The 25,636-nt window shown below is 33.0% G+C and carries 22 protein-coding genes and 1 tRNA gene; 12 read left to right on the forward strand and 11 right to left on the reverse strand.

Annotated elements, in window-relative coordinates; translation table 11 throughout:
- Positions 1 to 22 precede the first annotated feature (22 nt).
- From B0I03_RS01910 to miaE, 8 genes are all read left to right on the forward strand, one after another.
- Entirely contained in the window at positions 23 to 601 is a 579-nt protein-coding gene (locus tag B0I03_RS01910; RefSeq protein WP_111565781.1) for a PH domain-containing protein, read from the forward strand.
- Complete coding sequence (locus tag B0I03_RS01915) at positions 594 to 2,096, forward strand: PH domain-containing protein (RefSeq protein WP_111565782.1); 1,503 nt, start codon at positions 594 to 596, stop codon at positions 2,094 to 2,096. Before B0I03_RS01910 ends, B0I03_RS01915 begins: the two co-directional genes overlap by 8 nt.
- Before the next feature lie 31 nt (positions 2,097 to 2,127).
- Complete coding sequence (menA, locus tag B0I03_RS01920; RefSeq protein ID WP_181452319.1) at positions 2,128 to 3,024, forward strand: 1,4-dihydroxy-2-naphthoate octaprenyltransferase; 897 nt, start codon at positions 2,128 to 2,130, stop codon at positions 3,022 to 3,024.
- A 38-nt stretch (positions 3,025 to 3,062) separates the two neighbouring features.
- Positions 3,063 to 3,740: a metal-dependent hydrolase gene (locus tag B0I03_RS01925; protein ID WP_111565783.1), complete on the forward strand. Its 678-nt coding sequence runs from the start codon at positions 3,063 to 3,065 to the stop codon at positions 3,738 to 3,740.
- A gap of 472 nt (positions 3,741 to 4,212) precedes the next feature.
- Positions 4,213 to 5,409, forward strand: a complete 1,197-nt coding sequence (locus B0I03_RS01930) for a tetratricopeptide repeat protein (protein WP_146603242.1) — start codon at positions 4,213 to 4,215, stop codon at positions 5,407 to 5,409.
- Between the two features lie 79 nt (positions 5,410 to 5,488).
- A complete protein-coding gene (locus B0I03_RS01935) occupies positions 5,489 to 6,535 on the forward strand; it encodes an o-succinylbenzoate synthase (protein WP_111565785.1) in 1,047 nt (348 codons plus the stop codon).
- A gap of 46 nt (positions 6,536 to 6,581) precedes the next feature.
- Complete coding sequence (locus B0I03_RS01940; RefSeq protein WP_111565786.1) at positions 6,582 to 7,034, forward strand: hypothetical protein; 453 nt, start codon at positions 6,582 to 6,584, stop codon at positions 7,032 to 7,034.
- A gap of 61 nt (positions 7,035 to 7,095) precedes the next feature.
- On the forward strand, positions 7,096 to 7,677 hold the full coding sequence (miaE, locus tag B0I03_RS01945; RefSeq protein ID WP_111565787.1) for a tRNA-(ms[2]io[6]A)-hydroxylase: 582 nt from the start codon (positions 7,096 to 7,098) through the stop codon (positions 7,675 to 7,677).
- A 56-nt stretch (positions 7,678 to 7,733) separates the two neighbouring features.
- On the opposite strand, the gene B0I03_RS01950 is transcribed toward miaE, so the two are convergent.
- Positions 7,734 to 8,945 (reverse strand): glycosyltransferase family 4 protein, encoded by a 1,212-nt coding sequence (locus B0I03_RS01950; protein ID WP_111565788.1) that lies wholly within the window; start codon positions 8,943 to 8,945, stop codon positions 7,734 to 7,736.
- A 101-nt stretch (positions 8,946 to 9,046) separates the two neighbouring features.
- On the opposite strand from B0I03_RS01950, the gene B0I03_RS01955 reads away from it, so the two are divergent.
- The 3 genes from B0I03_RS01955 (at position 9,047) to B0I03_RS01965 (ending at position 10,531) form a co-directional block, all read left to right on the forward strand.
- Positions 9,047 to 9,226: a hypothetical protein gene (locus B0I03_RS01955; protein WP_181452320.1), complete on the forward strand. Its 180-nt coding sequence runs from the start codon at positions 9,047 to 9,049 to the stop codon at positions 9,224 to 9,226.
- Positions 9,227 to 9,450: 224 nt separating this feature from the next.
- The gene (locus B0I03_RS01960) at positions 9,451 to 9,702 is read left to right on the forward strand and encodes a hypothetical protein (RefSeq protein ID WP_111565789.1); all 252 of its coding nucleotides are present in this window, start codon (positions 9,451 to 9,453) and stop codon (positions 9,700 to 9,702) included.
- Positions 9,703 to 10,018: 316 nt separating this feature from the next.
- Positions 10,019 to 10,531 (forward strand): NUDIX hydrolase, encoded by a 513-nt coding sequence (locus B0I03_RS01965; protein ID WP_111565790.1) that lies wholly within the window; start codon positions 10,019 to 10,021, stop codon positions 10,529 to 10,531.
- Here B0I03_RS01965 and B0I03_RS01970 read toward each other — a convergent pair.
- Positions 10,523 to 11,137, reverse strand: coding sequence for a YkgJ family cysteine cluster protein (locus B0I03_RS01970; RefSeq protein ID WP_111565791.1), 615 nt, complete (start codon positions 11,135 to 11,137; stop codon positions 10,523 to 10,525). The two genes, B0I03_RS01965 and B0I03_RS01970, sit on opposite strands and share 9 nt — an antisense overlap.
- Before the next feature lie 71 nt (positions 11,138 to 11,208).
- Positions 11,209 to 11,282: transfer RNA gene (locus B0I03_RS01975), tRNA-Arg, on the reverse strand.
- 71 nt (positions 11,283 to 11,353) lie between these two features.
- Here B0I03_RS01975 and B0I03_RS01980 point away from each other — a divergent pair.
- Positions 11,354 to 11,866: an adenine phosphoribosyltransferase gene (locus B0I03_RS01980; RefSeq protein ID WP_111565792.1), complete on the forward strand. Its 513-nt coding sequence runs from the start codon at positions 11,354 to 11,356 to the stop codon at positions 11,864 to 11,866.
- Between the two features lie 65 nt (positions 11,867 to 11,931).
- On the opposite strand, the gene B0I03_RS01985 is transcribed toward B0I03_RS01980, so the two are convergent.
- The 8 genes from B0I03_RS01985 to B0I03_RS02025 all read right to left on the reverse strand — a co-directional run bounded on the left by B0I03_RS01985 (position 11,932) and on the right by B0I03_RS02025 (position 25,635).
- Complete coding sequence (locus B0I03_RS01985; RefSeq protein WP_111565793.1) at positions 11,932 to 13,722, reverse strand: acyl-CoA dehydrogenase family protein; 1,791 nt, start codon at positions 13,720 to 13,722, stop codon at positions 11,932 to 11,934.
- A gap of 135 nt (positions 13,723 to 13,857) precedes the next feature.
- Positions 13,858 to 15,048 (reverse strand): acetyl-CoA C-acyltransferase, encoded by a 1,191-nt coding sequence (locus B0I03_RS01990; RefSeq protein WP_111565794.1) that lies wholly within the window; start codon positions 15,046 to 15,048, stop codon positions 13,858 to 13,860.
- Between the two features lie 43 nt (positions 15,049 to 15,091).
- Positions 15,092 to 17,482, reverse strand: a complete 2,391-nt coding sequence (locus B0I03_RS01995; protein WP_111565795.1) for a 3-hydroxyacyl-CoA dehydrogenase/enoyl-CoA hydratase family protein — start codon at positions 17,480 to 17,482, stop codon at positions 15,092 to 15,094.
- A gap of 18 nt (positions 17,483 to 17,500) precedes the next feature.
- Positions 17,501 to 17,941, reverse strand: coding sequence for a MarR family winged helix-turn-helix transcriptional regulator (locus B0I03_RS02000; RefSeq protein WP_111565796.1), 441 nt, complete (start codon positions 17,939 to 17,941; stop codon positions 17,501 to 17,503).
- A gap of 127 nt (positions 17,942 to 18,068) precedes the next feature.
- Complete coding sequence (locus B0I03_RS02005) at positions 18,069 to 19,838, reverse strand: AMP-dependent synthetase/ligase (RefSeq protein WP_111565797.1); 1,770 nt, start codon at positions 19,836 to 19,838, stop codon at positions 18,069 to 18,071.
- Between the two features lie 124 nt (positions 19,839 to 19,962).
- Positions 19,963 to 20,817, reverse strand: a complete 855-nt coding sequence (locus tag B0I03_RS02010; protein ID WP_111565798.1) for an EamA family transporter — start codon at positions 20,815 to 20,817, stop codon at positions 19,963 to 19,965.
- A gap of 354 nt (positions 20,818 to 21,171) precedes the next feature.
- Positions 21,172 to 24,837, reverse strand: coding sequence for a phosphoribosylformylglycinamidine synthase (gene purL, locus B0I03_RS02020; RefSeq protein WP_111565800.1), 3,666 nt, complete (start codon positions 24,835 to 24,837; stop codon positions 21,172 to 21,174).
- Between the two features lie 165 nt (positions 24,838 to 25,002).
- Entirely contained in the window at positions 25,003 to 25,635 is a 633-nt protein-coding gene (locus tag B0I03_RS02025; RefSeq protein WP_245902911.1) for a DUF1579 domain-containing protein, read from the reverse strand.
- Position 25,636 lies beyond the last annotated feature (1 nt).

Here is a 25,636-nt window from a genome sequence, read left to right on the forward strand (position 1 = left end):
AAGCCTTTAATAAACTATTTCTATGAATGAATTCACAAATAATCCTATCGACATTAACCAACTTCCTAAATTTGAAGAAGTGCAATTGAAAGGATTGAATCCCAAATATATTACGGTTTTACTTTTTAATTTTTCCTTGCTTTTAATTTTGGTGATTGGAGGAGTTTCAACTTTGTTTTATTTCAAGGAGGAAGCTTTTTCAAATACAATCTGGATGGCAATTGTAGTAGGAATAGTTTTGTTTTTAGCAGGATTAGTAGTGTTCACGAAATTTAGTTTTCAGAAAAAAGGATATGCTTTCAGAGAACACGATGCTATTTATAAATCGGGATTAATTTCGGAGACTACAACGATTATTCCTTTTAATAGAGTGCAACATGTGGCTTTGCATCAAGGATTTATTTCTCGAAAATTAGGTTTAGCTTCTGTCGAATTGTTTACCGCTGGTGGTAGTAGTTCGGATTTAGAAATTCCAGGTTTGCTTTTAGCAGATGCGCAGCTTATTAAGAATTTGGTTTCACAAAAAATTAATCCGCCAAAAAAAGACGAACCTATTGAAGAACAAACAAACGAATCATTTCTAACTGAAGAACATGAATAAATCTGTAGATTTTTCACAACCGCAACGTCAATCGCTTCCGGGGATTTTGGTCATGTTTGCCAATTCTTTGCAAAAGACGATTCGTGCTTTATGGCCGATGTTGTTGATTTGGTTAGTAAAGTTTGATTCGCTCAATAAAATTGTTTTTTTTGGAAGTGTTGCTGGAGTAGTAGTTTTGATTGGGATTATTTCGTATTTACAATACTTGTTTTTTACTTTTCATATTGATGAAGAAAATGGTGAATTTGTCATTCAAAAAGGAGTTTTAAACAAAACGAGAATTACCATTCAGTTGCATAAAATTCAGCAAGTTAACATCAATCAAAGTTTAATTCAACGATTGGTTGGCGTTCATAAATTAGAAATAGACACTGCTGGAAGTGATAAAAAGGAAGCTTCAATTAGTGCAATTTCTCATGAGTTGGCAACTATTCTGAAAGAACGATTAATCAATCATTCCCAACAAGAAACAGTTGAAAACAGCAATACTATTTCAGAAGAAGTCACTCCAACCTCTTTCATAAAAATTGGATTACCTAGTTTAATTAAAATCGGGTTTACTTCTAATTATATCAAGAGTTTTGCTCTAATTTTTGTATTTTTCACTACCATATTAGAGAATCTACAACAGTTAAATACAGAAGTAATTGACGAAGATAAAGTTACGGGTTATCTAGATACTTTGCCCATTATAACTTCGTTTTTAATAGTGGTAGGGTTTTTTATTGGACTTATTTTATTGGTGAATTTGGTTCGAACGATTCTAAAATATTTCGATTTCACTATTCAGAAAAGCAAACAAGCTATCATTTTGTCTTACGGATTACTTTCGACAAAAAATACGTTGTTGAATCCAAATAAAGTTCAAAAAATTAAAGTTACCCAAAACTACTTTCAAAAGAAGTTGGATGTTACTACGATTGGTATACATCAAGCTTCAAGTGATGTAGAGAAAGTAAAAGAAAAAGACCAAATAGAAGTCCCAGGTTGTACTGAAAACGAACGCGATGCTATTCTAAAATTGTTATTAGGGCAATTACCCCAAAAAGGAACGATGTATTTGCCGAATTGGAGAAAATTAGCAGTAAATACGTTTTTCTTTTTATTAGTTCCAATAGCAATAACCTTAATACTAAATTACAAAACAGAATTCGTAACTTGGACAGAATGGTTCATTTATACTTCTATTTTCTGTGTTTTTGCTGGAGTCATGCTTTGGTTTTCGTTTAAAAATTATAAGCTTTTTGTTTCTAATGATTTCATTATCAGACAAAATGGCGCTTGGGATATCGATACCACAATTATAGAACCTTATAAAATTCAAGCCATCGAAACCCAACAATTTTTCTGGCAAAAAGCAACGAATATTGGTTCGGTGACTTTATCAACCGCAGGAGGAACTGTTAGTTTTACAACAGGAAATTATACCGAAATCAAACAATTGGTGAATTATTGGTTGTATGAAGTGGAAACTTGGGAAAAGAATTGGATGTAAACGCTAAAAGCTATTAAAAATTAAATGAATTATGAAAATAAAACCTTGGATACAAGCCGCACGATTACGAACCTTACCACTTTCTGTTTCTGGAATTATTGTGGGAAGCGCTTATGCTTATTACCAAGGATTTTCCGATTGGAGAATTGTGGTTTTGGCGCTCTTAACTACGTTAGGATTACAAGTATTGTCCAATTACGCCAACGATTACGGTGATGGTGTAAAAGGAACAGATGCCAACCGAATCGGAGAAAAACGCCTAGTAGCAGCCGGAGTAATAACAGCAGAGCAAATGAAAAAAGCCGTAATTATCACTGCAGTATTGACGTTCATTATTGCTCTTTTATTGATTTACGTAGCATTCGGAAAAGAGAATTTTGCCTTAAGTTTGATATTCATCTTATTAGGAATCGGTTCCATCGGAGCAGCTATTAAATATACGGTTGGAAAAAGCGCTTATGGATATAGCGGTTTTGGCGATTTGTTTGTGTTTATTTTCTTTGGATTGGTTTCGGTAATTGGTTCTAACTTTTTGTTTACCCATTTCATTGATTGGAAGTTATTCTTACCTGCAACATCCATCGGATTATTAAGTGTTGCTGTATTGAATTTAAACAACATGCGCGATATTGAAAACGATAAAATTGCTGGAAAGAATACGTTGGTAGTGAAAATGGGTTTAAAATGGGCAAAAAAATATCATGAAATTATTTTAGCAATCGGTATGTTGTCTTTTATGGTATTTTTAATGCTAATTAAAACTTCATTACTTCCTGTTTTGTTAATTAATATCCCAATAATTATGAACATGAACAAAGTGAATAAATCAGAAAAATACGAAGACTTCGACCCTGAACTTAAAAAAGTAGCTTTAAGCACATTTGCTTTAAGTATATTATTTTGGTTAACTTTAGTGTTTTTAAACTAATCACTTTTTACTAATCACTTTTCACTAAAAAATAAACTATGAAAATCACGTTTTACGGACACGCTTGTATCGGAATTGAAGTAAATGACGTTCACATTTTAGTGGACCCATTTATTTCAGGAAATCCAAAGGCTTCTCATATTGATATCAATACGTTGAAAGCGGATTATATATTGTTAACCCACGCACATCAAGATCATATTTTAGATGTAGAAGCAATCGCAAAACGCACAGAAGCTGTTATTGTTTCTAACTATGAAATTGCCTCTCACTACGGAAATAAAGGTTTTAATTACCATCCAATGAATCACGGCGGAAGTTGGGATTTTGAATTCGGAACGGTTAAATATGTAAACGCTATTCACACGTCTTCTTTTCCTGATGGAAGCTACGGAGGACAACCTGGCGGATTTGTTATCGAGGGCGAACACAAAAATATCTACATCGCTGGCGATACCGCATTAACTATGGATATGAAATTAATTCCAATGAGAACCAAGTTAGATTTAGCCATTTTACCAATTGGAAGCAACTTCACTATGGACGTAGAAGATGCGATTATTGCTTCTGATTTTGTACAATGCGATAAAGTATTAGGTTATCATTTCGACACGTTTGGCTACATCGAAATCAATCACGAAGACGCGAAACGCAAGTTTTTCGACAAAGGAAAAGACTTGATGTTATTAGAAATCGGACAAAGTATTGAATTGTAAATTTGGTACAAAAATTGAATGGTAATTAAACACATAGACACATAGATTTTCATTTTTGAATTGTTTCTTTATATTAATCTTTTAAATGAGTAAATTTTTATATAAACTTTCATTTTTTTTCGCTGTAATAGTTCTTGCTATTGGTTTTGTGATGTAGTTTTTTACTAGTTCAACTCATGGCTTTTCATTTAGTAAAACAGGTAGTTTGTATTCAGGAACTATTGATGGTAATGGTTTAATTCTTCTAGGTTTTTTACTTTTGATTTTTTCTTTTTGGGCTTATAAGGATTATCAGACAATTGAAAGGAATAAAGTTTTGATGAGAAATAATGAAGCTAAAGAAATTAAAAAGAGAAAATTAAAAATTAATAGAAAATAGAATTTCTAAGCTATGTTTTCTGTGTAAAGTGTAATGCCTCAAAATAAACACCAAGTAGAACTATGATTCTATGTGGTTAAAAAATAAATTATAATGAATAAAATAGTTTACCTCGTATCCGCCGTATTGTTTTCAAGCTCAATTTTTGCTCAAAAAGAGGGTTTTTGGGATAAAGAACGAGCAACAACAAAAGAAATAACACTTTCAGCTGGAAAACGCGCTTTAATTAAAACAGAAGATTTACCTGTTGGGACTACTGAATTTGTATACAGAATCACCATTTTAGATGAAAGTCAAAAACTAACCTCAAGTTTGGTTTCGGTGTTAAAAGCGATACCTGATCCTACTGGAATTAGTCAAGGAACAGCAGGAGCAATTCATTTAACATCTGCAATTTCTGGTGATGATAAATGTACGTTTGCTTTATTTCAAGAAGCTAATGCAGCTAATTTATTTTTAAAAGAAGGTAAAACCGATAGAGCTTGTTGGGAACAAAAAGAAAAAGTAAATAAAGACGCCAAGTTGATTTCGTCATCTTCTTTATGTTTAACCAATTTACCTAATTTATGGTTCGGATTTGAAAGTCAGAATTGGGTTATGAATCAAAAAATTGTTTTAGAAGTCGTGCCTTGGGTTGATTATAAGGCAAGTAGAGGTTGGGATAAAACCACTAAAAATGAAATTTTAAACTTGGCTAAAAAGCTTCCAGTTGTTTCAAAATTAACCAAAAAAGATGCGTTTTATGCTACTTTTATTGAAAATATTAGTAAAAAGTACACGTATAGAGAATATGCTCAACTTTTAGCTGTAGAGCGATCTAGCGCTATTGAAAAGCTTACAGAAGAAAGTTTAAAAGGAACGGGAGAAGTAAAAGTCTATTATGATATCATTCGAGACCAATCAAATTCAGCTTTTCAAAAAGGAAATTATGAAGAAGCGATTTCGATTATTTACACCGAAATGTTTGCTAAAAACAGAGCAACTTATCTCGATTATCGCATTTTAGGAGATTATTATCTGTATTCAAAACAATTCACAAAAGCGGAAGAAACCTACAATAAAGGAATAAAATTAAACCCTTCCGAAATTAATTTTCAGTTGAATTTAGCGCATGTTTATTTATTTACCGATAAAATTTCAGATGCTAAAGACATCCACAAAAAATACGCGCACGAAAGCTTATCCAATGGGAAAACCTGGATAGCGCAAACAAAATCCGATTTCAAAGAATTCGAAAAACACAGATTACCAACCGACAACTTCAAGAGAATCTTGAGAATCTTAGAATAAAATATCAATAACAAGTTCAAGTACAAAAATCAACTTCAAACTTTGAAATTTGTACTTGAATTTGCACTTGCACTTGAATATGAAAGCAACCTACAAAAAATACATTCTGAATTTCAAACGCCCAAGTGGGACTTCTCGTGGAGTAATGACGGAGAAAGAAACTTGGTTTTTGTTATTGGAAGAAAATGGAAAAATCGGAATAGGCGAGTGTGGTATTTTACGAACACTTTCTATAGATGATCGACCTGATTATGAAGAAAAATTGCAATGGGTTTGTAAAAACATTCATTTAGGAAAAGATAAATTATGGGATCAGTTAATGGAATTTCCTTCGATTCAATTTGGAGTAGAAATGGCGTTTTTATCGTTGCAATCCAAAACACTTTTCGATTTATTTCCTTCAGAATTTATGAATGGAAAAAAAAGCATGTTAATAAATGGTTTGGTTTGGATGGGAGAAGAGCTCTTCATGAAAACCCAAATCGAAGAAAAACTAGCGCAAGGATTTTCGTGTATTAAACTGAAAATTGGAGCAATCGATTTTGAGAAAGAATTAGGTTTGTTGCGATTTATTCGTCAAAATTTTGATGCTAAAACCATTGAGATTCGTGTGGATGCTAATGGTGCTTTTAATTCAAAAGAAGCTTTAAATAAATTAAATCAATTATCTGAATTTGAATTACATAGTATTGAGCAACCAATTAAAGCGAATCAAATTCAAGAAATGAAATTACTTTGCCAACAAACGCCATTTCCAATCGCTTTAGATGAAGAATTAATTGGTGTTTTTGGAATAGAAATAAAACGAAAACTACTTGAAGAAATTCAACCACAATACATCATTTTAAAACCGAGCTTAGTTGGTGGGTTCAAAGGAACATTAGAATGGATTTCGATTGCCGAAAGTTTAAATATAGGTTGGTGGATAACTTCCGCATTAGAAAGTAACATTGGATTAAACGCAATTACTCAATTTACTTTTACCTTAAATAATCTAATGCCGCAAGGTTTAGGAACGGGTGGTTTGTACACCAATAACTTTGATTGTCCGCTAGAAATTGAGAAGGGACACATTCAATACAATCCTAATAAAAACTGGAATACTAACAATTTGTTTTCTAACTAATACGTTTCTGATTCTTTTTACGTTTTATATTTTAAACTAATTAAAAATGAAACGAAACTTATTAATCACTCTTGTTGTTATTACTTTTTTGTCCTTAGCTTTTTTTGGATTTAAAACCTTTGTTACGTCAATTTATAATCAAAGAGATTGCGAATTTGCAAACATTGATAATATTGAGGTTAATGTAGGTATCGATATACCTTCAATTGAAAGTACTGCTTGTAATTACAACGAAATAAAAAATCAAAAATCAGTCTATTTCAAATTTGATAAAGAAGTGAATATTCAAGATTATTATACATCTAATCACTTTAAAAATTTAGAATATTCTGATTTGGTTAAATTTAAAAATTTAGATTTTGTTGGTAATAAAAGACCATTTAATGATGGATTAAACAATTATTTTTACAAAAGCGAAATGAGACGTTCGAATTCCTTTTATGCGATTCTAAATACAGACACAAAAGAATTATGGATTGTAATTTCTTTTAAAGATTGATGCAAATAGGTTACTTTTACATTCTGAAATCAAAAATCGTTAATCTACATTCATAAATCAAATGTTACGTTTAAAATTACCAACCGACCCAAGATGGGCCAACATTGCCGAAGGAAACTTAGAGGAAATTCTTACTGATCATGCGTGGTGTGAAATTAAAGCAGCATCTAATGCAATGATGTTAATTAATTTGTTGCCGGAGTTTACAGAAATTACTACCGAGTTAACTTCAATTGCAAAAGAAGAATTAGATCATTTTGAACAAGTACATGAGATTATCAAATCACGAGGTTGGGTTCTAGGTCGTGAACGAAAAGATAGTTATGTAAATGATTTATTTAAGTTCATGAAGCCTGGTAATCGCAAGCATTTAATTGTGGAGCGTATGTTATTCGCGGCAATGATTGAAGCAAGAAGTTGCGAACGTTTCAAAGTACTTTCCGATAACATAAAAGACGAAGAATTAGCTGTTTTTTATAGAGAATTAATGATTTCGGAAGCTAATCACTATACTTCTTTCTTACAATTTGCCCACGAATTAGCAGAAGAAGGTTACGACGTTAAAAAGCGTTGGGAAGAATGGTTAGAATTTGAAGCAAAGGTGATTGCAAGCTACGGAAAATCGGAGACGATTCATGGATAAAAGTATGTTGTCTCAGTCTCAGTTTTCAGATATTCTGCGACTGTAAACTGCGACTGTCAAATATTTTTAGCTTCAATCCACTTACTCATATACTTAGTGCTTTGTAAACTTTGATGTTGTAAAATTTGCCCAAAGAAATTTTGAGTTCTATGGTTTTTTAAATTTTCTTGAAGATTTTCTACTTGATTCATAAAATCACGCTCGAATAATTCTTTTTTGAAACGTTTTTCAATTATTTCATACCCATTTTTTTGAGCGGTTTCCCAATGAGATTTATCTTTATACAATTCGAAAGCTTTTTTTACAAAGTCATTTTCATCAGAGATAAATCCATTCCAATCTAAATTTCCGTGCATTCCTTCGGCACCCATTTTTGTGGTTATTGAAGGCAATCCCAATTGCATAGCTTCAAATAATTTTCCTTTTAAACCCGCTCCGTACGGAATTGGAGCTAACAAAACTCTTGATTTTGCATAAACTTCTGTAACACTTTCTGCTCTTCCTTTAATTAGAAACCCTTCTTTTTCGTTATGTAATTGTTTGGCTTTTTCCGTAACATATGCACCATAAACATGAAGTTCGGCTTCGGGAAGTTGTTTTTTGATAAATTTCCAATGTTTTTTCAATTGTAAAACGGTTTGCCAATTGGGTTCATGCAAAAAGTTTCCTATACTGATAAAATGATTTCGTTCTTTAAACTTTGGAACATTTGGATTTATTTCTTCCGATAGGAAAGGCAAATAGTACAAAAGAGAAACATCAATTTTAAACGTTTCAGTAGCCAATTGCATTTCGTATTCTGAAATCAACAACGTCAAATCACATCTGTAAATCGATGCCATTTCGCGTTTAAAAACATCGGAAATATAATCTTCAAAAACCAATTCACGATTTTGTTTGAAAGCCATTTCTCTAGCTTTTCTTAAGAAATGTAAATCTTCGGTATCTAAAATTCGCAAAGCATTCGGACAGTTTTCCATCACACGCCAACCGTATTGCTCTTCTATCATGAATCGGTCAAATAGTACGACATCAGGATTTAATACTGTAATTTCAATATCAAAACTGCTATCATTCAATTGAATAACTTTGGTTTGAACCGAAATCGTACTCAAATCAAACGAAAATTCTGATTTTGAAGCCGAACACAAAAAGGTGATTTCATATCCTTGCTTTTGAAACAACGATATGAGTTGCAACATTCTGCTTCCAGCTGCTGTTGAATTAGGTTCTGGCCAAACGGCTCCAATGATGACTAAATGCTTCATAAGGCAAAGATAGTTATATGTTTTTAGGTTTCAAGTTTCAGGTTTCAAGTTCAAATTGAAAATTTAAAAGTAAATTTGCACTAATCACTAATCACTAAAAAATGAGTTTTTTCAAATTTTGTCCAAGTTGTGCCTCAACCCATTTTATGTTTCCTGATAATTGTCGGTTTTTGTGTGATGATTGTGGTTTTACTTATTATCACAGCATTGCAGCAGCTGTAGCCATAATTTTTACATTTGAAGACAAAGTGTTTGTTTACAGTAAAAAATATCAATACTGACAAAGTAAAAAAGGATTTACTATGTGGATTAATTTTGACTCATAAGGTGATAGAGGAAAATTATTTGAAGTAAATTAATACAGACATATATATAAGCAAAATATGAAGCAGATTTTTTTATTCATTAATGATTAATATTTCATAAACGTAAAGATAATCTTATTTTTTTCTCTTTTTTGAAATACTTTTCTTATATTGCAGTCATAACTTTAAAAACTTTAATTATGAAAAAATTATTTTTTACAATTGCTTTATTGGTTGCAATACCAATTTTCTCTCATCAGAATAGTAGAGTTACTATTACTGAAAATGTTACAACTACAGTTTGTGTCCCTTTTAAGGTTGTAGGAGCAGGTCCTAATGAAGCCTACTTTTACTCTAAAGATTGTGCGTTAACTTTTATTTCAATTAATGGAGGAGATCTTTTTAAAGGTAACTATTGTGTGGATGAAGATAAAGTTTTTATTTGTTTATAATTTTTATGAATTATAAATTGTAAATTCTTTTTAATAATACTTATTTAAAACTCTTCTTATTTGGGAAGAGTTTTATTTTTTAATCAAATTTGATTTTGAAAACTGTGTCCAAGAGTTTTTAAAGTTTACAAAAGTAAAAGCTTGATATTTTATGAACTTAAATTGACAATCTATGAAACGGATTTACTTTCACTAAATACTCATAGTAAGAATTTTTCACATTGAGTACAATTATGAATTAGTTTACTCCATTCTTTTTTCAAATTCTAATTGAAAATTTAAAAGTAAATTTGCGTAAACTACTAATCACTAAAAAATGAGTTTCTTTAAATTTTGTCCAAGTTGTGCTTCAACCCATTTTACGTTTCCTGATAATCGTCGGTTTTTGTGTGATGATTGTGGTTTTACGTATTATCATAACATTGCCGCTGCTGTAGCCATAGTTTTTACGTTTGAAGATAAAGTATTGTTTACAGTACGAAACGTTAATCCAGACAAAGAAAAATGGGATTTACCAGGAGGTTTTGTTGATCCGAATGAAACTGCGGAAGAAGCGGCTTGTAGAGAAATTAGAGAAGAATTGGGAATTGAAATTTCAAACAGTGATTTAAAATACATTACCACTTCACCAAATAATTATTTGTATAAAAATATTCCGTACAGAACGATGGATATTTTTTACGAATGTCCACTAAAATCAGATGTTATCACAATTAATGCTGAAGACGAAATCCAAGCTTTAATTTGGGTAAAACGTTCAGAAATTGATTTGGAGAAAATTGGTTTTGTTTCGATTCGAAAGGTGATAGGTGAAAAGTACCTAAGGTAGTTTTTTGTAATTTTCAGGTAAATCGCGGTAAGCATAATATTGCAAAACTTCTTCTAAAGCAGCTTTCATAGCTTTATTTACAGGTAGAAAAATATTTCCGAGTTTAAAATCTATTTGTGAAAGTTGCATGTAATATTCAGTGAAAATAGGTACAGATAAATTTGTATTTATAGCAGTTGTAGCATTCTCAAAATTTGTCGATTGCCCTTCTTTTATGATGTTACAAGTTGCTATACGCAATTTTCCGTATTTATCTGTTGTTGCTCCAAAACCAAAAAGCCTACAAATTAAACCTCTATATTGATACGTACTGCAATTTCCAGAAGTAAATTCTGCCAACGATTTTGGACGGTATAAAAAGCAAGTAGCTGTTGTGTTTTGTTCTAATTCTATTAATGTTTCTTCAGCTTGACCATTTAAAAAAACGTGAAATGCCCAAGGTAAAAACTCTAGTGGCGAAGCATCAATTTCGGGTGTTGAGCAACATTTTCCACATCCTGCAATACAACCTAACTTGGTTTCTTTTTGGAATTCTATAATTTCCACATCAAGATTTTGAAACAACGTTTCTACTAATCTTACGCGATTTTCTATAGAATTATCCATTTTTGATTGTTTTACAAAGAGTTAAGGTATAAAAAAAAGCGTTCAAATTCATGAACGCTTCTTTAATTTTGTGACCTCGACTGGATTCAAACCAGTAACCTTCTGAGCCGTAATCAGATGCGCTATTCAGTTGCGCCACGAGGCCGATTTTGTGAGTGCAAATATAGATATATTTGTGTAAATTGCAAACCCTAACAAGAAAAAAAGTAAATAAAAATGAACTTACAAGACTATATTCGTGATATTCAAGATTTTCCAAAACCAGGAATCGGATTTAAAGATATAACTCCGTTATTACTTTCTTCAGAAGCAACAGCTTTTTGCTTGGAAACATTGGTTAATTCGTTACAAAATCAAAAAATTGATAAGGTAATAGGAGTGGAGAGCCGTGGTTTTTTCTTTGGTATGTTATTAGCACAAAAATTAAATGCGGGATTTATTCCCGTTCGTAAACCTAAAAAATTACCTTTCGATACAATTAGTGCTTCTTATGAGTTGGAATATGGTACTGATACTTTGGAAATGCATGTAGATGCCATTCAACCTGGAGATAAAATTTTAATTCACGATGATGTTTTAGCTACAGGAGGAACTGCAAAAGCGGTTTGTGAATTAGTAGAGCAATTAGGTGGCGAAATTGTGCAAATGAATTTCTTAATGGAATTATCGTTTTTAAACGGAAGAGAAAAACTTGGAAATAAGGAAATTTTTGCTGCTTTAACGTATTAAAAATAAAAAACCATTCGCTTAGGCGAATGGTTTTTTTAAACAAACTAAACCAATTAATTGCTGTATTAAAAAGCGTATTTATTTTCGCTAATAATTTTTGCAGCAATTTTTTCACGAAGACCAATTACATTTGGCATATTCGTATATTTTGTAAAACGTTTTAATCCCATTAACATCATGCGTTGTTCGTCACCTTCAGCAAAAGAAACGATTCCTTCTTTTCCTTTTTGGTTTACGATATCTACTGCATGATATAAGTATAATTTTGCCATAGCAATTTGTTCTTGAACTTTATCTTCGCCTTCTTTTTTAGCTAATTTTTCCGTTCTAAGAATAGTACTTTCTGCCATGTAGATTTCGATTAAGATATCAGAAGCAGCCATTAATAATTGTTGGTGTGATTCTAATTCTGGTCCGTATTTTTGAACTGCAGCACCAGCAACCATTAAGAATACTTTTTTCAATTTGGCAATCATTTCTTTTTCTTCAGCAAATAATTCTGAATAATCTGGAATATCGAAAGAAGGAATTCCCATTAGTTCTTCAGCGACAGCCATTGCTGGACCTAATAAATCCACATGACCTTTCATTGCTTTTTTTACTAACATTCCAACTGATAACATTCTGTTGATTTCGTTAGTTCCTTCGTAAATTCTTGCGATACGAGCATCTCTCCAAGCACTTTCCATTGGTGCATCTTCTGAGAATCCCATTCCACCAAAAATTTGAATTCCTTCGTCTGTACACGCTTGCACATCTTCAGAAACCGCTACTTTTAAGATAGAACATTCGATTGCAAATTCTTCTACACCTTTTAATTCAGCTTCTTGGTGCGAATTTCCTTCACTAACTCTAATATTGATTCTATTTTCGATATCAGATGCAGCTCTGTAAGTAGCACTTTCTCCTGCATAAGCATTTGTAGCCATTTCAGCAATTTTAGCTTGGATAGCTCCAAAACTTGAAATAGGCGTTTTAAACTGAACTCTTTCGTTAGCATAATGTACAGCTCCAGTAATGGTTCTACGTTGTGCTTCTAAACAAGCAGCTGCTAATTTAATACGACCAACATTTAAAGCATTCATAGCAATTTTAAAACCTTCGCCACGACCTGCCAACATATTTTCTACAGGTACTTTTGTTTCGTTAAAGAAAACCTGACGAGTAGAAGAGGAGCGAATACCTAATTTGTGTTCTTCATCACCCATTGAAATTCCGTTTGAAGGATCATTTTCGACAATGAAACCTGTAATATTTTTATCATCTTCGATACGAGCAAAAACAATCATTACGTTACAAAAACCTGCATTAGAAATCCACATTTTTCCACCTGTGATTTTATAATGTGTGCCATCTTCTGAAAGTACTGCTTTTGTTTTTCCAGAGTTAGCATCAGAACCTGCTCCTGGTTCTGTTAAACAGTAAGCTCCAAACCATTCGCCTGAAGCTAATTTTGGTACATATTTTTGTTTTTGTTCTTCTGTTCCGTATAAGGTAATTGGCATAGTTCCAATTCCAGTGTGCGCTCCAAAAGCTGTTGAAAACGAACCAGTTGCTCCCGAAATATAATCACAAACTAAAACCGTGTTTACGAATCCCATTTCCATACCACCGTAAGCAGCAGGAACGGCAACACTTAAGTAACCTAATTCACCAGCTTTACGCATAATGTCTTCGGTTAAAGCGTAATCTTTCTTTTCGAAGCGTTCTTTGTTTGGCCAAATTTCTTTGTCTACGAATTCGATAACCGAATCACGCATCATAACTTGTTCTTCATTGAAGTCTTCTGGTGTGAAGATGTCTTCGCATTTTGTTTCTTTTACAAGGAATTGACCTCCTCTAATGATATCTGACATAACTTTTATTTTTTGGAGAAAAGAAATCTTAATTTCTATTCATTATTGGTTAATTATTTTTTTGGAACACAGATTGAAGAAATGGATAAAATTTTAAAAATTTCTCTGATTTTTCCAATCTGTGTTCCTTTATTTTTATTTCAAAAATTCAAAAATTCCGGCAGCACCTTGACCAGTTCCAACACACATTGAAACGATTCCGTATTTGCTGTTTCTCAGGCGCATTTCGTCAAACAATTGAACGGATAGTTTAGCACCGGTACAACCTAGTGGGTGACCTAAAGCAATAGCTCCACCGTTAACATTTACGATTTCAGGATTTAAACCAAGTTCTCTAACTACAGCAAGAGATTGTGCTGCAAAAGCTTCGTTTAACTCAATTAAATCAATTTGGTCTTGTTTTAATCCTGCTTGTTTTAATGCCTTTGGAATTGCAGTAACTGGACCAATTCCCATGATTCTTGGTTCTACACCTGAAGCAGCGTAGCTTACCATTCTTGCGATTGGTTCTAAGTTTAATTCTTTAACCATTTCTTCGCTCATGATTAAAACGAAGGCCGCTCCATCACTCATTTGCGAAGAGTTTCCAGCCGTAACCGATCCATCAGCAGCGAATACAGGACGTAACCCAGCTAAAGCTTCAACAGAAGTACCTGCTCTTGGACCTTCGTCTTTATTTACTACATAAGATTTTGTTTCTTTTTTACCATTTTCATTGATAAACGTTTGTTCCACTGTGATAGGAGCAATTTGTTTATCGAATTTACCTTCTGCTTGTGCTTTTAAAGCTTTCATATGTGAATGATACGCAAACTCATCTTGATCAGCACGAGAAACATTGAATTGTTTTGCAACTGCTTCAGCTGTTAATCCCATACCCCAGTAATAATCTTCGTGACCTGCAGCAGCCACTTTGTAATCTGGTGTTGGTTTATAACCTCCCATTGGAATGTAACTCATACTTTCGGCACCACCAGCAATGATACAATCTGCCATTCCAGACTGAATTTTAGCCGTTGCCATTGCGATAGTTTCTACTCCAGATGCACAATATCTGTTTACGGTAACACCAGGAACATCGGTAATTTTTAATCCCATTAATGAAATTAAACGCCCAACGTTCAAACCTTGTTCTGCTTCCGGCATGGCATTTCCTACCATTACATCATCAATACGTGCTTTGTCGAAATCAGGCAAATCCTTCATCATGTGTTCGATGGTTTCTGCTGCTAATTCATCAGGACGTTTAAAACGAAAAACTCCTTTTGGTGCTTTTCCTACTGCGGTTCGGTAACCCGAAACTATATATGCGGTTGTATTTTTCATATCTAATATTTTTTTCTACCAATATTTCGCCTCTAGGAGGCTATTAATTACGTAAAGGTTTACCCTTAGTTAGCATATATTGAATTCTCTCAAGAGATTTTCTTTCTCCTGTTAAAGATAAAAAGGCTTCTCTTTCTAAATCCAATAAGTATTGTTCAGAAACTAAAGTTGCTTCTGATAAATCACCACCAGCCATTACATAAGCTAGTTTGTTTGCAATTTTCTTATCGTGTTCAGAAATGTATTTACCAGCTTCCATTTGGTCAGTTCCTACTAAGAACATTCCCAATGCTTGTTTACCTAATACTTTGATATCTTTTCTTCTTACTGGTTGGGTGTAACCTTGTTCTGCCATTTGTAAAGCTACTTGTTTTGCTGTTGCAATTTGGCGGTCTTTGTTTACCACAACGATATCTCTTCCTTTTTGTAAAACTCCGGTATCAAAGCCTTCATAAGCTGAAGTTGCTACTTTTGCCATTCCAACGGTTAAGAAATATTCTTGTAAAACATTTAATTCCACATCGTTTTTACGGAATAAATCAGAAGCTCTTAAAGCCATTTCTTTAGAACCACCACCGCCAGGAATTACACCAACACCAAATTCTACTAATCCGATGTAAGTTTCTGCTGCGGCAACAGCTCTGTCTGCGTGCATGGTTAATTCGCAACCACCACCAAGAGTCATTCCATGAGGCGCAGCTATAACTGGAATTGCAGAATAACGACAACGCATCATCGTGTCTTGGAACATTTTGATGGCCATGTTTAATTCGTCATATTCTTGTTCGACTGCCATCATGAAAATCATTCCTAAATTAGCTCCAACAGAGAAATTAGCGCCTTGATTTCCAATTACTAAACCATTATAATCTTTTTCAGCGATGTCAATAGCTTTGTTGATTCCTTGTAAAACACCAGCGCCAATTGAATTCATTTTAGATGTAAATTCTAAATTGATGATTCCATCACCTAAATCGGTAATGATAGAATCGCTGTTGTTCCATATTTTTTTGCTTTCGCGAATGTTATTTAAGATAATGAAGGCATCTTGACCTGGAATTTTCTCTACTTTTTTGTTGGTGATGGAGTAGAAGTGCGTTGCTCCATCTTTAATCGAATAGAAAGAAGTGTTTCCTGAAACTAACATATCGGTTACCCAAGAAGCAGGTTGATAACCTTCCGCTTTCATTAATTCAATACCTTTTTCAACTCCGATGGCATCCCAAATTTCGAATGGACCGTTTTCCCAACCGAATCCAGCTTTCATTGCATCATCGATTTTGTAGAAAGCATCTGTTATTTCAGGAATTCTATTTGAACAATATTGGAACATTGAAGCGAAGTTTTTTCTGTAGAAATCTCCTGCTTTGTCTTTTCCAGTTACTAAAACTTTGAATCTGTCGATTGGTTTTTCAATCGTTTTGGTTAATTCTAAAGTTGCGAAAGAGGCTTTTTTATTCGCTCTGTATTCTAATGTATCTAAGTCTAAAGTTAGAATGTCTTTACCTTCTTTTTTGTAGAAACCTTGTCCTGTTTTGCTTCCTAACCATTTGTTTTCCATCATTTTGTTAACAAATTCTGGAAGTTTGAATAATTCATGAGCTTCGTCGTTTGGACAATTTTCATAAATTCCGTTAGCCACATGAACTAAAGTATCTAAACCAACAACATCAACCGTTCTAAAAGTAGCCGATTTTGGTCGACCAATAACTGGTCCAGTTAATTTATCAACTTCTTCAACTGTTAATCCCATTTCTTTTACTTGGTGGAACAAACTTTGGATTCCGAAGATTCCAATTCTATTTCCGATGAAAGCTGGAGTATCTTTTGCTACAACTGAAGTTTTTCCTAAGAATTTTTCACCATAACCATTTAAGAAATCTAAAACTTCATTAGAGGTTTTTGGACCAGGAATGATTTCAAATAATTTTAAGTAACGTGCTGGATTGAAAAAGTGCGTTCCACAGAAATGTTGTTGAAAATCTTCGCTTCTTCCTTCGCTCATGAACTGAATTGGAATCCCAGACGTATTTGAAGTAACTAAAGTTCCTGGTTTTCTGTATTTGTCAACTTGTTCGAAAACAATTTTCTTGATGTCTAAACGTTCTACTACAACTTCGATAATCCAATCGGCAGTTGCAATTTTTGACATATCATCTGTAGTATTACTTGTTGTAATTCTTGATGCAAAACTTGGATGATAAATAGGAGAAGGCTTCGATTTTAAAGCGTTAGCTAAATGATCATTAACTAATCGGTTTCTAACGGCTTTACTCTCTAAAGTCAATCCTTTTTTCTTTTCTGCTTCGGTTAGTTCGTTTGGCGCTATGTCTAATAATAAGACTTCTACACCAATATTAGCAAAATGGCAAGCGATACCACTTCCCATAATTCCGGAACCAATAACAGCAACTTTTTTAATATTACGTTTCATGTTTATAGGTTTGTTGTTTTATTTGTCGTTATAGATTTTTTTTTCTGCAATTAATTCGTTGATGATTTCGGCAACTTCCATAAAATGTTGAAGTTTTTCTTCACTAATATGTTGTTTTACGGTTTCATTGAAACGAAGTACGGTTTCTTTAGAAAGTTCTCTTTTTTCTTTCCCTTCTTTGGTTAATTGAATTATTACACCACGACCATCAGTTGGATTTTTTTTACGAGTAATTAATCCTCTTTCTTCCATCGATTTTAGTGTTCTGGTTAAGCTTGTGGCTTCCATTCCCATTTTTGGACCAAGAGTTGTTGATGGCGAACCATTTTCTCTATCGATGCTTAAAAGTGCAAAACCCGTTGCCATTGTAGCGTTGTATTTTGCCGCTTCTTCGTTGTACATCCTGGCAACTGCTTGCCAAGTTGCTCTAAGTATATAGTCTATTGTTTTATCTTTCATAGAATTATCTATCTAAACTTTTTCAAATATAAAAAAAAATACTATGCATGCATAGTATTTTTAACATTTTTTTCAAAATTTAACATTTTAAAATAGCAAAACCCACGAAATGTGGGTTTTAGAGTTTTTATCCGTAAATTTTTTGATATAAATCGTTATATTTTTCTTTAATTATTTTACGTTTCAATTTCATAGTAGGAGTTAAGTGACCATCAACGATTGACCAAACATCTGGGGTAAGTTCAAAACGTTTTACTTTTTCCCAATTTCCGAATTTTTCATTGCTATGGTCAATTTCTTCTTGAATTCTATCAATTACCATTTTATTAGCACATAATTCTTCATTGGTATTAAATTTAAGATTATGTCGATTTGCCCAATCTCTAACAAATTCAAAATTTGGTTGAATGAAAGCAGCTGGCATTTTTTCGCCATCTCCAATAACCATGATTTGTTCAATAAAACGCGATTGTTTGAAAGTATTCTCTAAAATTTGTGGTGCTACGTATTTTCCACCTGAAGTTTTGAACATTTCTTTTTTACGATCGGTAATTTTTAGGAAACCATCAGAATCAATTTCACCGATATCACCTGTATGGAAATAACCATCTTTTAAAACTTCAGCAGTTTGAGTTTCATCTTTGTAATATCCCATCATTACGTTTGGACCTTTACATAAGATTTCTCCATCTTCTGCAATTTTAACTTCAACACCGTCTAATACTTTTCCAACGGTTCCTACTCTGAAACCACCATTTCTCATATCGTTTACTGAAATTACAGGAGAAGTTTCTGTTAAACCATAACCTTCCATAACTGGAATATTAGCAGCACAAAAAACTTTTGTTAATCTACTTTGTAACGCTGCACTTCCTGAAACTAGTAATTCTAATTCACCACCTAAACCTTCTTGCCATTTAGAGAAAATTAATTTTCTAGCAATTTTAAGTTTAAATTCGTAAAAAGCACCGTTTTGTTTATAAGGTTTGTAATCCATACCTAAATTTAATGCCCAGAAGAAAAGCGCTTTTTTGATTCCACTTAAATCAGCTCCTTTTGCATAAATTTTATCGTATACTTTTTCTAATAAACGAGGAACAACCGACATAACGTGTGGTTTTACTTCTTTTAAGTTGTCTGAAATCTTTTCAATACTTTCAGCGAAGTAAATAGAGATACCGTAATATTGATATAAATACGTCAACATTCTTTCGAAAATATGACAAATAGGTAAGAAACTTAAAGCTCTTGTATCTCCAGCTCTTAATGGAACTCTTGGAGCACTCATTAAAACATCTGAAACAATATTTTGATGAGACAACATAACACCTTTTGGTCTTCCTGTTGTTCCAGATGTATAGATAATTGTTGCTAAATCAGTTGTGGAAACATTATTTTTTCTGTCTTCAACTACATCCTGGTTAGAAGTATCAGCTCCTAATTCTAAGATTTCTTTCCAACTTTTGCATGCTTCAATATCATTATAAGAGAAAACATCTTTTAATAAAGGAACGTTAGCTTTTATACTTTGCAATTTTTCATATACCTCAAGATCAGATACAAAAACATATTGCGATTCTGAGTGATTTAAAATATATTCATAATCTTCGGCTGAAATTGTTGGATACATTGGAACAGTTTGCGCTCCTGTTTGTAATACACCAATATCTGTGATATGCCATTCTGTTCTGTTGTTAGACGAAATGATAGCAATTTTATCATTTTTATTTACGCCTAAACGAAGTAAACCTCTTGAAATAGCATTGGCTTTGTCTAAATATTCTTGTGTAGAAGTTTTTACCCAAGTATCTCCATATTTAGTAACTAGAGCATCCTTTAAATTATACTTTTCTAATTGATAATAAGGAAAGTCAAATAAGCGTGTAATATTGTTCATAATTCGCAATTATTATTTTATGCAAATTATAAAAATAAAATTAATTATACAATTTTTTAAATAATTGATAATCTTATGGTTAGTATTTTAACAAAAATAAAATACTATGCCTGCCTACTAATTTTTACTTTAATTGAGAAAGTGTGATGATAATTATTGAAATAATTGCCAAAATGATTCCGAAGTAATTCCATTTGGTCATTTTTTCTTTAAACAGAAGTATTCCTGCTAAACTTCCTAAAATAATTACACCCATATTCATCCCAGCAAAAACAGTGGATGGATTTTCTGCCAAGGCTTTGTGTGCTTTTAAATAAAAGAGAATGTTTCCGAAATTTAAAATTCCTAATGCCAATCCCCAAAGTACATTTTTCATTCCGAGTTTTTCTTTTTGGACAATTATTTTTCCAATCAAAAATAAAATTGAAACTATAAAAGCACCACAGAAAATTAAAAATAAAGAAGTAGTAAAACTAAACGCTTTAAAAACAGCGACTTTCTTAAATAAAATATCAATAATTCCAAATCCGAATAAAACCAATAAAGGATAAACCCAATTATTTGATTTACTTTCTGATTTTTTATTTAATGTAAAAAAGATGGCTGAAAATCCAACAACAAACCCAATTATTTTGAGTGAACTGAAAGTTTCATTAAATAGGTAGTAAGAAGCAATTAGCGGAATAAATAAGGAAAGTCGTTGCGCAATATCGGTTTTTACGATTCCAGTAAGTTTGATGGATTTTGCTTGAATAAAAAATACAACAGGTAATAAAAATGCTAAACTTATAAAAAGCGAATACGGAACCGATTTTTGCTCAATAGCTAAATTAGGTTGGTAAGTAAAATAGGTGAGTAGTAACGCCGAAAAATAATTAAACGTAATGATTTGAAATACATTTAACTGAAATCGTTTGGCTACTTTTAAAAATATTCCAACGGAAACACTACAAATTACACTTAAAATGACAAACCACATATTCTTTTATTTTGACACAATAGTACAAAAAAAAACACCTTAATTAAAAGATGCTTTTATAAAGTATATATTCATGTTAATTTTATTTCTTGAAATTTACAAAAAAAAAATTGATATTATTAAATCGAATATTCCAAAAACTATTAAATATACTATATTATTAATATAGGTAATTTTTTCTTTTAAAATAGGGTTACCTCCACTTGTATTTGTAAATGATTGATTTTCATTTTTAATATCATCAATTCCAAAGCTCGAACCAGAATCATATTGATTTGAATTTATAAAAATATAGATTAACAATCCAAATAGTGTTATTATAAAGAAAGCTAATATTCGTTTTTTTGTAAACATTTATTTCTTATTTTCAATCCATTTTCTAGCATTTACAAATGCTTCTAACCAAGGAGAAACTTCATCTTTTTGTCCTCTATCCGGATAATTTGCCCAGTTCCAAGGGAAAGTCGAACGCTCAATATGTGGCATCATTACTAAATGTCTTCCAGTAGTATCACACATCATAGCGGTGTTAAAATCAGAACCATTTGGATTTGCTGGATATCCTTCGTATGCATATTTAGCTACGATGTTATATTTTTCTTCTGAATATGGTAATTTGAATTTTCCTTCACCATGTGAAATCCATACGCCTAAAGTTGTTCCTTCTAAAGTGGATAACATCACTGAATTATTCTTCTGAACCGTTACCGAAGTAAAGCCACTTTCGTGTTTGTTCGAAGTATTGTGGTGCATTTTTCCATGAACTTCGTGTTCGGGATTAATCAATTCTAATTCCATTAATAACTGACAACCATTACAAATTCCAACAGAAAGTGTGTCTTCACGTTTGAAGAAATTTTTCAAAGCCGTATTTGCTTTTTCGTTGTATAAAAACGCTCCAGCCCAACCTTTAGCCGAACCTAAAACATCAGAATTAGAGAATCCTCCAACGGCTCCAATGAATTGAATGTCTTCCAATGTTTCTCTTCCCGAAATTAAATCGGTCATGTGGACATCTTTTACATCAAATCCTGATAAGAACATTGCATTTGCCATTTCTCGTTCTGAATTACTTCCTTTTTCGCGAATGATTGCTGCTTTTGGTCTTGGTTTTGAGCCATCAATCACAGGTAATTTACCATCAAAATGCGATGGGAAAGTGAATTGTAATTTCTGATTTTTGTAATTGTCAAAACGTGCTTGCGCCATTCCGTTTTTAGATTGTTTTGAATCTAAAAGGAAAGAAGTTTTAAACCAAGTATCTCTTAAAGTTGAAATGCTAAATGTTAAACTATCTTCACCATTAATAACGGTAAACGCATCACCATCGATAGCCGAACCAATTTTGAAAATCTCAATATTATGTTGTGCGAAAGTTGCTTCCACTTCAGCATCTGCTTGGAAAACAACTCCGATATTCTCATTAAATAAAGCTTTAACCGTATCTTTTTCTCCTAAAGAAGTCAAGTCGATTAACGCACCTAATTTATCATCTGCAAAACACATTTCTAATAGCGTAGTGATTAAACCACCGCTTCCAATATCGTGTCCTGCTTTAATTTTTCTGTCTTTAATTAAATCTTGTAAAACGTTGAACGCTTTTTTGAAGAATTCCGAGTTTTGAATCGTTGGAACATCATTTCCAATTTTATTCAACACTTGAGCGAATGAACTTCCACCTAATTTAAACGAATCTTGCGATAAGTTGATGTAGTAAATGTTACCTCCGTTTCTTTGTAAAACTGGTTCTACGACTTTAGTAATATTTGAACAATTTCCAGCTGCTGAAATAATAACCGTTCCTGGTGCGATTACTTCATCATTTGGATATTTTTGCTTCATTGAAAGTGAATCTTTTCCTGTTGGAATATTGATTCCCAATTCGATAGCAAAATCCGAACAACCTTTTACTGCTTCATATAAACGAGCATCTTCACCTTCATTTTTACAAGCCCACATCCAGTTGGCTGATAATGAAACCGATTTCATTCCTTCTTTTAAAGGAGCCCAAACTAAATTTGATAAAGCTTCACCAATAGCAGTTCTTGAACCCGCCACAGGATTTACCAATGCTGAAATAGGCGAGTGCCCAATCGAAGTAGCAATTCCTTCTTTTCCTTTGAAATCCAATGCCATTACTCCGACATTGTTTAAAGGTAATTGTAATGGACCCACACATTGTTGTTTAGCAACGCGTCCGCCTACACAACGGTCAACTTTATTGGTTAACCAATCTTTACAAGCTACTGCTTCTAATTGTAAAACTTGACTTAAATAGCTTGCTATATTTTCTTTTGAATATTCTAAATCAGAGTAATTGGTTGCAACGGTTTTATCCGTCATAATTGTTTTTGGCGAACTTCCGAAGAAATCTTCCAAAGCATAATCCATTGGTTTTACACCAGTCGATTTTGATTCGAAAGTAAATCTATGGTCGTTAGTTACGTCACCCACTTGATACATTGGAGAACGCTCTCTGTCGGCAATTCGTTGTAACGTTTCGATGTCTTTTTCACCAATAACTAATCCCATTCTTTCTTGCGATTCGTTTCCGATGATTTCTTTAGCTGAAAGCGTTGGGTCACCAACTGGTAATTTATCTAAATCGATTAATCCTCCTGTTTCTTCTACTAATTCTGATAAACAATTCAAATGTCCACCAGCACCATGATCGTGAATGGAAACAATCGGATTGTTATCACTTTCTACCAAACCACGTATAGCATTAGCCGCACGTTTTTGCATTTCTGGATTCGAACGTTGGATGGCATTCAATTCAATTCCTGAACCAAAAGCACCTGTGTCTGCAGAAGAAACCGCAGCACCGCCCATTCCAATTCTATAATTTTCTCCACCTAAAATAACGATTTTATCGCCAGCAGTAGGTTTCTTTTTAATCGCTTGATCTAATTTTCCGTAACCAATTCCACCTGCTTGCATGATTACTTTATCGTAACCAATTTTACGATTGTTTTCTTCGTGCTCGAAAGTTAAAATAGAACCTGTAATTAAGGGTTGTCCAAATTTATTTCCAAAATCAGATGCTCCGTTAGAAGCTTTAATCAAAATATCCATTGGCGTTTGGTACAACCAAGGTCTTTCAGCCATTCCGTTTTCCCATGGACGTTCTTCTGCTAAACGTGAGTATGAAGTCATGTAAACAGCAGTTCCTGCTAATGGTAATGAACCTTGCCCACCTGCTAAACGGTCACGAATTTCTCCTCCTGAACCTGTTGCAGCTCCGTTGAAAGGCTCAACTGTTGTTGGAAAGTTGTGTGTTTCTGCTTTTAATGAAAGAACCGAATCAAATTCTTTTTCTTGATAGAAATCAGGTTTGTCAGCGCTTTTTGGAGCAAATTGCGTTACTTTCGGACCTTTAACAAAAGCTACGTTATCTTTATAAGCCGAAACAATATCGTTGGGATTTGTTTCGGATGTTTTCTTGATTAGTTTGAATAAAGAAGTTGGTTTTTCTTCGCCATCAATCACAAATGTGCCATTAAAAATTTTGTGACGGCAGTGCTCTGAATTGGCTTGTGAGAAAGCAAAAATCTCAGAATCCGTTAATTTTCTTCCTAATTTCGTAGAAAGGTTATTCAAATATTCAACTTCTTCAGGACTTAATGCTAAACCTTCTGATTTGTTATAAGCGTCAATATCTTCAATATCCAAAATGGGTTCTGGTTGGATATTAATCGTATAAATGTCTTGATGTAACTCCGAATACTTTTGTGAAAGCATTGGGTCGAAATCAGTAAAATCGGCAGCTACTTTTTCAAATTCCTCAATACGAATGATGTCAGAAATTCCCATGTTTTGAGTAATTTCTACCGCATTTGTACTCCAAGGCGTAATCATAGCGGCACGTGGTCCAACAAAAAAATCCGACAATACGGATTTTTCTATTTTATGTGCGTTGCCAAAAAGCCAATTTAATTTGTTGATGTCTTCTGATGAAATCTCGTTTTGCGTTTGAACCGCAAAAACCGTGTTGGATTGGTTTCCGAAGAAATGAATCATTGTAGTTGTGTTTTTAGAGATAAGTCAAGACTTATCTGTATGTTTTGTGTTGTTGTTTGAAAGTGCAAATTTATTCTAAAAAGTTAGAAGTTCAAAGTTTTAAGAGCGCATAAAAACAAAAAAAGCTGTTCTTTTTTGAACAGCTTTGATTTTATTTGTTGAAAACTACATTTTACGTTTCGAAACTACTTGCATCGATTTGAATTCTTTGCCGTCTTCTGAAACATCAAACATTTCCATTTTTTGGTTGTTGTCGTCGATATAGGTAATAATTTCTTTTACTTTTTTAGCTTTTTTGGTTACTGGATCCACCATTTCCCCATAAAAAGTAGAGGTTTTTGTTGCTTCATCGTATTTTCCACGAGTAACCATCATTCCTGTTCCCATATTGTCAATCCAAGTGGATACAAATTCTTCGGTTGCATTATCGTAGGCAACCATTCCTTTTCCTTCAAATGGCATTCCGAACATATCACCAGAATACGTTCCTTCTTGATATCTTCCGCCCATAATCATTTTATAAGTTACGGTAGCAGTTGATTTCATTTCTTGTGGATTATCTGGTGACCAAAACGTTAATTCAGCATCCCAAGTTCCAGTATCTTTAGCTAACATTTCATGACCTTTTGATGGTGTAGCATAATCAGTCCAAGCTTTGGCTACCGTAGCAGAATCGGGTTTTGTTTCTGCTGTAACTTCTTCTTTAGTTGTTGTTTCTTCTGGTTTTTGCGCTTCTTCTTTTTTACAAGAAACGAATGTTAAACCAATAATTAAAAGAGATAGAGATAGATTTTTCATA

The sequence above is a fragment of the Flavobacterium aquaticum genome, assembly GCF_003259835.1.
Classification (GTDB): domain Bacteria; phylum Bacteroidota; class Bacteroidia; order Flavobacteriales; family Flavobacteriaceae; genus Flavobacterium; species Flavobacterium aquaticum.